This is a genomic window from Marinoscillum sp. 108 (assembly GCF_902506655.1).
In the GTDB taxonomy this organism is placed as follows: domain Bacteria; phylum Bacteroidota; class Bacteroidia; order Cytophagales; family Cyclobacteriaceae; genus Marinoscillum; species Marinoscillum luteum.
This window is the reverse complement of the sequence record NZ_LR734808.1, coordinates 111,098-123,329: the sequence shown is the minus strand read 5'-3', so window position 1 is coordinate 123,329 and position 12,232 is coordinate 111,098. Positions and strand designations below refer to the sequence as shown.

8 protein-coding genes are annotated in these 12,232 nt (G+C 48.3%); 5 read left to right on the top strand and 3 right to left on the bottom strand.

The window, feature by feature from the left end; all coding sequences use genetic code 11:
* The first annotated feature begins 19 nt into the window (after positions 1 to 19).
* The 4 genes from GV030_RS00405 to GV030_RS00390 all read left to right on the top strand — a co-directional run bounded on the left by GV030_RS00405 (position 20) and on the right by GV030_RS00390 (position 5,311).
* A complete protein-coding gene (locus GV030_RS00405; protein ID WP_159578685.1) occupies positions 20 to 589 on the top strand; it encodes a uracil-DNA glycosylase family protein in 570 nt (189 codons plus the stop codon).
* Positions 590 to 632: 43 nt separating this feature from the next.
* Complete coding sequence (locus GV030_RS00400) at positions 633 to 866, top strand: VF530 family DNA-binding protein (protein ID WP_159578683.1); 234 nt, start codon at positions 633 to 635, stop codon at positions 864 to 866.
* A gap of 97 nt (positions 867 to 963) precedes the next feature.
* Positions 964 to 1,488, top strand: coding sequence for a YceI family protein (locus GV030_RS00395; RefSeq protein WP_159578681.1), 525 nt, complete (start codon positions 964 to 966; stop codon positions 1,486 to 1,488).
* A 484-nt stretch (positions 1,489 to 1,972) separates the two neighbouring features.
* Positions 1,973 to 5,311: a carbohydrate-binding domain-containing protein gene (locus GV030_RS00390; protein ID WP_159578679.1), complete on the top strand. Its 3,339-nt coding sequence runs from the start codon at positions 1,973 to 1,975 to the stop codon at positions 5,309 to 5,311.
* A gap of 108 nt (positions 5,312 to 5,419) precedes the next feature.
* On the opposite strand, the gene GV030_RS00385 is transcribed toward GV030_RS00390, so the two are convergent.
* From GV030_RS00385 to GV030_RS00375, 3 genes are all read right to left on the bottom strand, one after another.
* On the bottom strand, positions 5,420 to 6,724 hold the full coding sequence (locus GV030_RS00385; protein WP_159578677.1) for an amidohydrolase family protein: 1,305 nt from the start codon (positions 6,722 to 6,724) through the stop codon (positions 5,420 to 5,422).
* On the bottom strand, positions 6,717 to 9,758 hold the full coding sequence (locus GV030_RS00380; RefSeq protein WP_159578675.1) for an amidohydrolase family protein: 3,042 nt from the start codon (positions 9,756 to 9,758) through the stop codon (positions 6,717 to 6,719). The genes GV030_RS00385 and GV030_RS00380 overlap by 8 nt, the downstream gene beginning before the upstream one ends.
* A gap of 239 nt (positions 9,759 to 9,997) precedes the next feature.
* A complete protein-coding gene (locus GV030_RS00375; RefSeq protein ID WP_159578673.1) occupies positions 9,998 to 11,221 on the bottom strand; it encodes an acyl-CoA dehydrogenase family protein in 1,224 nt (407 codons plus the stop codon).
* Between the two features lie 61 nt (positions 11,222 to 11,282).
* Between GV030_RS00375 and GV030_RS00370 the strand changes: the two genes are divergently transcribed.
* The gene (locus GV030_RS00370) at positions 11,283 to 12,224 is read left to right on the top strand and encodes a tryptophan 2,3-dioxygenase family protein (protein ID WP_159578671.1); all 942 of its coding nucleotides are present in this window, start codon (positions 11,283 to 11,285) and stop codon (positions 12,222 to 12,224) included.
* Positions 12,225 to 12,232: the final 8 nt, after the last annotated feature.

Below are 12,232 nucleotides of genomic sequence, written 5' to 3'. Positions count from 1 at the left end.
GCTACAACCCCAAAGGTCCATGAAAACACTCTTGAGTGACATTCGAAAATGCACGATTTGCCAAAGCCACCTGCCGCATCCCCCCAACCCTGTCTTCTCCGCCAGTGTCCATAGCAAAATAGTCATCATCGGCCAGGCGCCCGGGAGTGTGGTCAATCGAACCGGTATTCCCTGGGATGATAAAAGCGGAGAAAACCTTCGGGCATGGTTGCAAATGGACAAACCCACCTTTTACAATCCTGAAATAGTCGCTTTGATCCCTATGGGCTTTTGCTATCCAGGAAAAGGAAAATCCGGAGATCTACCGCCCAGACCAGAATGTGCCCCTCAATGGCACCACCCTCTTCTTAATCAAATGAAAGAGGTGAAACTAACACTCCTGATCGGCCAGTATGCTCAGGCCTACTACCTTGGTGGCCAGCTTAGGCCCACACTCACCGAAACCGTAAAAAACTATCGGCAATACCTGCCCGCTCATTTCGTACTGCCTCACCCCTCTCCAAGAAACAACATCTGGAAGGCTCGAAATCCCTGGTTCGAACAGGAAGTAGTCCCTGCCCTCAGAAAAACGATCAGGGAAATCATTTGATAATAGCTTCCGGGCTGAGGGTTTTTAACCCTACTTTTACACCATGGAGCAGCCCAAAGAAAACCAACCCAACAATCCCCTGCACGGCATCAAGCTGGTGACAATCCTGGAGCATCTGGAAGCCAGGTATGGATGGGAAGGTCTGGGTAGCCGAATCAGGATCAAATGCTTCACCGACAATCCGTCCATTAAATCCAGCCTGACCTTTCTCCGAAAAACGCCCTGGGCCAGAACCAAAGTGGAAGAACTCTACCTCCGCTCCATTAGAAAAAAGTGACGCTTTCCTAAGCGAGAAAATAAAAAGTTGATCGATTTGAAACCTTTATATGTATATACAGTTAATGTATTAACATATATTAAATTTCTATAAAAACATGGCAACACAAAACTGGAACATCGACCCTACGCATAGCGAAGTGCAATTCAAAGTGAAACACCTGGTGATCTCCACCGTGACTGGTACCTTCAAAAGTTTTGAAGGCTCGCTCACGAGTGACTCGGAGGATTTTGATGGCGCAAAAGCAGCTTTTACACTGGATGCCAAGAGTGTAGATACCAACGTAGCAGACAGAGATGCGCACCTTAAGAGTGCAGACTTTTTTAATGCGGAGCAGCATCCAAAACTGACCTTTGAGGGAGTGCTCTCTAAAGTAGGTGACAACTACAAGCTGGTAGGTCCACTTACCATCAAAGAAACCACCAAAGAAGTGGAATTGGATGTGGAATTGGGCGGCACCATGGTAGACGGCTACGGTCAGACCAAGGCCGGATTTGAGATCAATGGCAAAATCAACCGTAAAGATTTCGGACTTACCTGGAGTATGGTAACCGAAGCGGGAGGTGTGGTAGTAGGTGATGATGTGAAGCTCCACCTGAACATCCAGGTGACCAAAGCATAAAAAGTACAAGTCTGGTTATAATCCAAACCACTTCGAATGATTCGAAGTGGTTTTTTTATGTCTGAAAATCAATCGCGCCCCTCCATCTCGAACGAAATCACGCTTCACTGTGCTGATCTGGTGGTGAATTTTTAGTGAAATACACCTTTCTTATTGATGTAGTATTGATGTAGTCAAACAGGCCTCATCTACTCTCAGCGCACATCTCCCCTCATCAACCCAATCAATCCCTGCAAATTTTATTTTACAGGTGATGTAATATTGATGAGTTGCGATTTTTTCAATTTCTCTCTTATCTACACACCTTTAAGTGATCAATTAATCACCAAACACACTCATATTTTATTATTATCATAAAACCAATCACAACCTATGCACACAAACAATCACTCACCACACCACTCACAAAGCACTCCACCATAAGGTGTTCCAGTGAATTAACCGCCATAATCAATTCACAAACGATACAAATAACCTATTACCTATGACACCAATCACAATATCCAACCAATACATCAGACCCCTACTGGTTCTGATACTCCTTTTATCAGGCCTCCTTCTGGCGAAAGCCCAGGTAGGCAATGTCCTGTGGGAGGACAATTTTGACACTTTCAATACCGACATATGGACACCCAATGTCGGTGATGGATGCCCGGGCCTCTGCGGCTGGGGAAATGCCGAACTGGAATATTACCACGGCAACAATGTATCCATAGAGGCCATCCCTGGAGAGTCTGGCAATAACGCCCTGGTGCTGGAAGCGAGAAACGAAAGCATGGGATCCCAATCGTTCACCTCAGGAAAAGTGGACACTGAAGGCAAACTCTCCATCCACTACGGACTCATAGAGGTACGAATGCGTGTGCCAAACCTGGAAACAGGACTTTGGCCCGCAGCCTGGCTGCTAGGCACTGTGAACCAGGCCTGGCCCGCAAAAGGAGAAATAGACATGATGGAAATGGGACACAAAGCCGAAGAACGTACCCGCCAGGGATATCCGGGTGTCTCTTCCAATAATTTTGTGGGAGCCAATGCCATTTTCCAAACCGAAGACGGTGGGTATGGAAGTATTGCCTACGACGTAGACTACAACCAGCCATATGTACCGGCCAACGCACTCAGCAACCGATTCGTAACTTATCGCCTATACTGGGAGCCCACTCAAATGCGTTTTGCGGTAGAAGACAATGGCACGGAGTACGACCTGTACACCAACCCACTCCCCCTGGATCCTGATGGGGTGACCGCTGCATTTACCCGACCATTCTTCATGTTGCTCAACCTCGCCGTGGGTGGCAACTTCACGGATGCGGCCAACAGTGGTGCTGTGACTGCCCCCATTCCAGCCAAGATGTACATTGACTATGTGCGGGTATCAGAATGGAACGGACATGGGGAGGTAGCCTTTGACTATGGAGCACTTTCTCCGGAAGCAGGCACTTTTGGAGTCTATACAGACGACACGCCCACTAACAATGAATTGGTATTTGGAAGCGACGCTGCCATCTATGCCTGGGGAGGTACTGTACAGGAGGGAACCACTCCTGCCTATGAAGGTTCCAATGTCATCGCATGGGAAACCACCACCGCGAACAGCTGGTTTGGCGGCGGAGTGACCTCCCTTTACGGAAAAAACATGTCCGGCTTTGTGGAAAATGGTTCTATGAAATTTAGAATTAAAATTCCTGCCAATGTCTCCTTCAGAATAGGGATCACCGACAACTACACCAACGAGCAATACATCAACTTCCCTGCGGGAGTTAATCAGTATGGACTGGTAAGAAACGGTGAATGGGGTCAGGTGGAAATCCCTCTGGAAGACTTCACAGGGTTGGTAGCTTTCCAAAACCTTGGATACCTATTTGCCATTACCAGCCTGGACGGAAGCCTGCCAGCCTCCACTTTTCAATTTGCCATTGACGACATCTATTGGACAGATGGCAATGGATCCAATGTACCAGTAACAGGAGTTTCGGTATCACCTGGCACCGCAAGCCTGGAACCAGGAGAAACGCAACAATTAACTGCAACCGTCACACCAAGTGGAGCGACAAATCCTGGTGTGAGCTGGTCTACCAACAATGCCGCCGTAGCTACTGTCAACTCAAGTGGCTTGGTGACTGCCCAAAGTGCTGGCAATGCAACGATCACCGTGACCACTGCAGACGGAGGATACACAGCCTCCTCTAACATTACAGTAACAAACCGTGCCGGAGGCCTGCCTTCTCCCTGGCAATCACAGGACATTGGAGCGGTGGCCGCTACAGGATCGGCTTCCTATTCATCGGGCACTTTTACAGTAAATGGATCAGGTAGTGATATCTGGGGAACCACAGATGAGTTTCACTATGTGTATCAGTCGCTCACAGGAGATGGCGCAATCACTGCGCAGGTCAATTCCATGACCAATACAGATGTATGGGCCAAAGCGGGCGTAATGATCCGGGAATCTCTTGCCGGCAACTCGAAGCACGCACTCACTGCCATCACACCAACGGGCACCAGTGCCTTTCAGCGGCGTACAGCCACTGGAGGCTCCAGTAGCCACACCGGCGGCCCTACTGCCAACGCACCTTATTGGGTAAAACTGGAACGTGCCGGAGACACCTTCACAAGCTCGGTTTCAGCCAATGGCTCTATCTGGACAACCGTGGGAACAGCCACTATTTCCATGGGATCTTCGGTCTATGCAGGGTTGATCACCACCTCCCACAACGATGGCACGCTCTGCGCTGCCACCATGAGCAATGTATCATTGACCACCGGAAACCCGGTAACCTATGCTCCACTACCAGGCATCGTGCAGTCAGAGGACTATAAAGAAGGAGGCGAAGGTGTGGGCTATCATGATACCTCCGCAGGCAATACCGGAGGCGGATACCGCACGGATGATGTGGATATAGAAGCCACCGGAGATACAGGTGGTGGGTTCAACATCGGCTGGGTAGATGCCGGAGAATGGCTGGAGTACGACGTTACCTCCACTGTAGCCAGCTACGAATTAAGCGTGCGGGTAGCCTCACCAAGTGGTGCTGGTCGTCTACACATAGAAGTGGATGGAATCAACGTAACAGGAACCATCGCCGTGCCTAATACGGGGAGCTGGCAAAGCTATACCACCGTTACAGTACCGGGGATAGCCATAAGCCCTGGGAACCATAGCCTAAGGGTAGTGTTTGATGCCGCAGGCCTCAACCTGAATTACGTGGAAGCCGTGAAAGAAACCTCCACCCCATCAGGCTGTACTCAATCCGGACCAAACGGAGACTATACGGTAGACATCTCAGAGGATGCTTCTAACCCATCCCTCACCTTCATCCCGGGACCTGCGGGCACGGGCACTCCTACCACCATCCTGTACTATGGTACAGATCCCAATGGCACGTATCCCGGATATGGGGTGTCGCCCAATAGTCCGTACACCATCAATGCAGCGAACGGTCAAACCATCTACTTCTACTACACCTATAGTGTGCCGGAAGGAGGAGAAAGAAATTCCTCGACCAACAGACACAGCTTTGTTGTGGGAAATTGCAGTGGTTCAGGAGCCAGGGTAGCCTCCACACCTGCTGACCTGGTGATAAATTCGGACCTTACAGTATTTCCGAACCCTGTAAAGGATATCGTCACCCTCAAAACAGAAGCCAAAGGGTATGATCGCATTCAGGTTCTGGACATCTCTGGTAGGGTAAGAAGAGACCTCAAAATTTCCGGTAACCACGATGAGTTTCAAATTAACCTGAATGGTCTGAGTGCAGGAAATTATTTCATCCGAATCTCTGGTGCGAGTGAAACCAAAGTCAGAAGAATCATTAAGCAATAGCCTAACCAATCTGAACCGGGCGGAGTGATCCGCCCGGTTCTATATTTTCAAACAAAAAAAAGCCCGCCCCGATTGCATCGGGGCGGGCTTTTCGTTTAAGTCATCCGGTTATTTCATCTGACCTTCATATTTCTCTTTGAACTTCTCATACAAGCGCTGCTGCATGGCATCCAGCGACACCTCTCTGCCCTGAATAAAGGAATAGACCACATCATTGGTGCGCATATCCAGCAAATCACCATTAGAGATCACAATGTTGGCATCCAGACCTTGCTCCAAAGTCCCGGTCTTATCATCAATTCCCAGGATTTTGGCGGTATTGGAAGTGATCATCTGAAGGGCTGTTTCTTTATCCACCCCATACCCTGCTACCGTACCAGCAAAAAATGGAAGGTTTCGGGAGCTGGCAATCATTTCCGACACGTGGGTCAGTCCCACCAGAATGCCCTCGTTATGCAACATAGCGGGAAGCTTATAACACCAATCTGTATCCTCCTCTGCTCTACCGGGAATGCGATGCACATTTTCCAATAATACCGGGATGTTGTTTTCCTTGATCAAATCCCGAACGTACCACACATCCTCACCTCCGGTCAGTACCATTTTAGGCACATACTGCTTGATCGTCTGTACTGCTTCGATGATCTGCTTAGGCCTGTTTGCGTAGACAAACAACTGCTTGTCGCCTTTCAAAACAGGCACCATGGCTTCCAGAATGAGATTTTTCTCCTCAGATGACTGCTCCAGATAAGCTTTGGTATCCTGAAGCAATTGGGTTACCTCCGCTACTTGAGCATCGTACTCCTTGTTTTCTCTGCGCTCAGTCTCGCCCATCCACCATCTGGCACCATAGGAAAGTGAGGGCCAATTCAAATGGACTCCATCGTCTTCCTGATAGAGGGCATCCTCCCAGTTCCAGGCGTCCAACTGCATGATACTGCTGGTACCTTCTATCCGACCACTTCTTGGAGCCACCTGGGCCAGCTGAATTCCATTGAACCTCATGGTAGGGATCAACTCCGAGTCGGTATTGTAAGCAATGGCGGTTCTCACATGAGGCTTCAGATTACCCGTCTCAGAAAAGTCTCTGCTGGCTTTCACCGCTTCATACTCTACCAACCCAAGGTTAGTAAGCGGAAGAATCACTCCCGGATATGCATGCTTCCCGGCCGCATCGATCAGCCGGTAGCCTTTCAGGTCTACACGCACTCTGGTGGCATCGGCTACCAGCGTTATCTTGCCCTCTTTGAAGGTGATAATGGAGTTTTCTATGACCTCTCCATTGCCCAGGTGGGCAGTGGCATTCATAATCGCGATTGGTTCGCTTTGAGCAGGGGCCGGTGCCAGCACCTGTGCGTAAGCACTCCACCCCAAGATTATTCCTATGATATATGTAGTGATTTGCTTAGTCATTGTCCTGATGGTTAAGAGTGAAACCTTCTTCTATGATGTCTTCACACTCAAAATAGTGCTTATCTTTCTTTTTAGGCTTTTGAGTCTTTTCTCCGCCATTTTTCGCATCCAGCATTTTCTGGATCAACCTGGCTCGCTCAGCAGATATCTGCTTTCTCATCTCAGCATCCTTTTCCAGGCTAAAGTAAACCACCCCATCAACGAGGGTCATTTCTGGTTTGGCATAAATGCTCAATGGATGGTCATTCCAGAGTACCACATCAGCATCCTTCCCCACCTTGATGCTACCCATCCGATCATCCAGATGAAGCAATTTGGCCGGATTTAAGGTTACCAACTTCAATGCCGAAATTTCATCCATTCCGCCATACTTCACAGACTTGGCGGCTTCCTGATTGAGCCTTCTCGCCATCTCTGCATCATCGGAATTGATCGCGGCTACTACCCCTGCCATGGTCATCAGAGAGGCATTGTAGGGAATAGCATCCTTCACCTCAAACTTGTATGCCCACCAGTCTGAGAAGGTAGAACCACCTGCTCCGTGCTCGGCCATCTTATCAGCCACTTTGTAGCCTTCAAGGATGTGCGTGAAGGTATTGATTCGAAAATCAAATGACTCTGCCACTTTCAAAAGCATATTGATCTCAGACTGTACATAAGAGTGGCAGGTGATGAAACGCTCACTATTAATGATTTCCAAAAGTGTTTCCAACTGCAAATCCTTGCGCGGTGCCGGAGTGGAAGCTTTCATTTTTTTACTAAGGCCTTCATACCGGGCTTTAGCTTCACCATAAGCTTTGGCTCTGGTAAATCCATCTACAAACACCTGCTCTACCCCCATTCTGGTCTGTGGAAAACGGATGCTATAATCTGCGCCCCAGTTGGACTGCTTTACATTTTCTCCCAAAGCAAATTTGATGTATCCATCAGCTCCTTTGATTTTCAATCCTTCAGGACTTGCTCCCCAACGAAACTTAATGAGGGCTGATTGCCCACCTACGGGATTGGCTGAGCCATGCAAAAGCTGAGCCGCAGTAACCCCACCCGCCAGTTGTCTGTACAGGTTAACGTCCTCGGAGTTCAGTGCATCATACATCCGTACTTCAGCAGTGATGGCATGGCTGCCTTCATTCACTGAGGAGAGCGCAATGTGCGAGTGCTCATCTATGATCCCGGGAGTGATGTGCTTGCCTGTGGCATCTACCACCTTTGCTCCTTCACCCGCGAGTCCCTTGCCTACACTGGCTATTTTCCCGGCTTTTACCAGTACATCAGCACCTTCCAGCTTACCATCACCTTCCAGCGTCCATACAGTAGCATTTTTAAACAATATGGTTTCCTGTACTGGCTGCTCTGTCCAGCCATAGGCTACAAACGGATAAATCATCTTGCCTAAATCGGGAGTTTGGTCCTCCTCTTCCTCCTTGTCCTCAGCGTCTTTGTCCGCCTCTTTTTCATCAAGATCACCTACTCTGGCGGCTGACCATTTGGTCCAGCTACCATCCGCTAGCTGACCGGTACCCCCAAAGGCCCCCGGATCTACCCAGCCGGTGAGTCGGGTATTCGCTTCCTCCTCTTCTAACTTAAAGATTAGCGTAACGCGGTTTTCCTCTATTTTCAGCTTCACCTTCAGGTCTGTGGAGTCGTTGACCACCACCTTTGCGGAATGACTTCCAGCTTCACCAGAAATCTCAAGTGCATAGGAAGTATCTCCTACTTTCAAATTATATTTTCCGGCATAATCCGGTGTACTGAGATCCGAAATTTCATATTTCCTGCCTTGTACCCAGGTCTGATGAATCTTGGCTTTCTCTTCAAAAATGCTCTCTGATGCCACAAAGAAATTGGCCATCATACCCTGCTTCAATCCTCCTACCCTTTGTTGCATGTTGAAATACCTGGCCGGAGTGTAGGTGAGTGCTTTAAGTGCCTGGGTTTCTGACAGGCCATAAGTCACAGCCTTGCGGATGTTTTTCCAATAGTCATCAGTGTTTTTCAACCCTGAAGGTGTAAAGGAAAACTCAACCCCTGCCTTAGCCAGCATACTTGCATTGATCGGAGCCAGTTCCCAGTGCTTCATATCCTCCAGAGACACATCCAATGCCGCCATCGGGTCTTCCACATCATAAGCCTCAGGATAGGTAACAGGAATAATCAATGAAGCACCGGTCTTTTTGATTTCAGAAATCCGCTGATACTCATCTCCAGTGCCTTTGATGATGTATTGCACTCCAAACTCATCCCCGACTTGATCTGCGAGCAGCACTCTCAATTTACCTCCGTTGGCTTCAAATACCTGGGGCAAGCGCTGCACGTCGTTGAATGCTTTCAGCGAGAGATTGACCTGCTCTGCACTACCCTGCGTGCGATACCACGCGGCATCATAATAGGTTTGTCTGAGCAAGGCCACAACGCCCATAATGGAGCCGGGATACTCCTGCTTGGAAGTCCCCTTGCTAAATGAATAGTGTGCTGCTACTTTATCCGAAAGGACGGCATCCTGCACCGGTGCATCGGACAAGTTGGTAAACAGTGATGTCCCTCGCATGATTCCATCCGGACTAAAGGTGTTCACCGCTCCAAATCCCGCTTTTCTCAACCCCTCCGCTTCTTTCTCATTGAGGGCGAACTCTTCTGAGGCATTGTAGGTGGAGCGTATCGCATCGTTCCAGCCGTACGGCCCCTTGTTGCTGCTTTCATATTGTGGTTTCCCGCGACTCCTGGAGGTGAAGACCTCCGGCAATCCATAGTTTGAATAGGGATCGACTAAAGCCGGGTAAATATATTTTCCTTCCAAATTCACAGTAATGGCCCCTTTGGGAATGGATATACCCGTGCCTACCGCGGTGACTTTGCCATCTTTGATGATCAGCGTAGCATTCTCCAGCTTAGTCTGATAGTCTACAAAAATGGTAGCGTTGGTAAATGCATAATGCCCTGACCGCTCATCCGGAACCCCGTTTACAGGAAAAGTTTCCTGTGCGTAGATACCATGAAAAGCCAGCGCCAGGCAAAGCAAAATCAGTTTCTTCATAGCTTATTTAATTGAATTAGGTAAATGGAATGGCATATTAAGGAGAATATCGATGCTCCTAAGAATATTTTATATGAGCGGTTAATTTGTATTGCAAAGAAGACAATCCAGAAGCGCGGGCATTAAAATCAGTGATTAAATTCTGAAGATGCTTTTGAAGTCCTGGAATGAAGATGATACCACAAAATAAAGGCCACTTAACCAGCGGCCTTTATCAAAAGTCTTCTACTCGCAAAAGCTCATCCAAAAGCAGGGATGCCTGTGATCTCGGCTCCCAGGATCAACAAATGGATGTCATGTGTACCTTCATAGGTAACTACGGACTCCAGGTTCATCATGTGTCGCATCATCGGATACTCTCCGGTAATGCCCATACCACCATGAATCTGGCGAGCTTCTCTGGCAATTTCCAGCGCTACGGCCACATTGTTTCGCTTGGCCAATGAAATCTGGGCGGTAGTAGCTTTGCCCTCATCCATCATTTTACCCAGCTTCCAGTTGAGCAGCTGAGCCTTGGTAATCTCAGTCAGCATCTCAGAGAGCTTCTTTTGTATGAGCTGGAATGATCCGATCGGCTTACCAAACTGAATCCGCTCTGCGGCATACCTTCTGGCGGACTCATAGCAGTCCATAGCTGCACCGATGGCACCCCAGGCAATGCCGTACCTGGCTTTGTCCAGACAGCCCATAGGAGCACCCAATCCATCTTTGCCAGGCAGCATGTTTTCTTTGGGAACCTTTACATCACTAAATACGAGCTCGCCGGTACAGGATGCACGCAGCGACCACTTGCCGTGAGTCTCCGGCGTGGAAAAGCCCTCCATGCCACGCTCCACGATGAGTCCTTTGATCCTGCCGTCTTCATTCTTAGCCCAAACCACTGCGATATCCGCCTGAGGCGCATTTGAGATCCACATTTTAGCACCATTGAGCAAATAGTGATCGCCCATGTCCTTAAAGTGAGTCTCCATGCCACTTGGGTTGGAGCCATGATTGGGCTCTGTCAAGCCAAAGCAGCCTAGCATCTCTCCGGAAGCCAGCTTGGGCAAATATTTCTTTTTTTGTTCTTCGGATCCGTAAGCATAAATGGGGTGCATCACGAGTGATCCCTGTACTGAGGCTGTAGAGCGCATACCAGAGTCGCCACGCTCAATCTCCTGCATGATCAAACCATAGGAGATGTAATCCAGACCTCCACCACCGTAGGTTTCGGGGACCGTAGGGCCGAAGGCACCGATCTCTCCAAACTTCCGAACCATTTCACTTGGGAAATGATTCTTTTCGGTCCAATCTTCAATGTAAGGGGTGATTTCCTTCTTCACAAAATCTCTGATGGAAGATCTGATCAACTTATGCTCTTCGGTCAGTAAGTCGTCAATTTGGTAAAAATCAGGCGATTCAAATTCGTCTTTAAAATTGCGTTTTGTAGCCTGACCATTTGGGGTTAATGTGTCAGTTGACATAGGGTTGTTTTTGTTTTATCAGTTTTATTGGCTCAAATTTACAACAAAGCAGAACGAAAGAATGGGAAACAGAAACTTTAGTGAAGAGATTTTAACTCAACTGGAAAAACTAGAAGCTAAGTACGATGCAATGGGGCAGGATTTATCCGCTTATCTGGATGGGCTACTGCACTCAGACTACCTCACCTACTGGGATTACATCCGACTGGATACCCTGCTTAGCCTGCAAACTCCGAGGACCAGTTTTCCGGATGAGAAAATTTTTATTCTATACCATCAGATCACCGAACTCTACTTCAAACTCATCCTCAATGAGCAGGATCAGTTGATCATGTCTACCGAAACACCAGAACGAGATACTTACCTCAAAAGGGTGAAGCGAATGAATCGCTATTTTGATCACCTCATCGATTCTTTTGATGTGATGATCGATGGGATGGATCCTGAGCAATTTTTAAATTTCAGGATGTCACTCCTCCCCTCTTCGGGGTTTCAGTCCGGGCAATACCGTCTTGTAGAAATCGGCTCCACGGACTTTCACCTGCTGACCTGCTCAGACACAAGAGATACCTATGGTGATGAGAGTGATGTGAATGAAATTTACGAGCACCTCTACTGGAAAAAAGGAGCTACCGAATTAGCTACGGGTAAAAAGACCCTCACACTCAAGCAGTTTGAGAAAAAATACTCAGACACCTTTGTGTCCAGAGCCAGGGAAGTTCGCAAAACCAACCTCAGAAAGCTGTACCACGACTTTTTTGAGGGAGATCAGGAAATAGCTGAAGCCCTAAAAAACCTGGACCACAAAGCCAATGTACAGTGGCCATTGATGCACTATAAGTCTGCGGTGCGTTATCTACAGAAAGACCCCGAAGTGATCAAAGCTACGGGTGGCACCAACTGGCAGAAATATCTTCCTCCAAGAAGGCAACAGGTAATCTTTTACCCTGAGCTTTGGTCTGCGGAAGAGCTAGCACAATGGGGTACCCGCGAAAAGCTGTAACTTAGGTC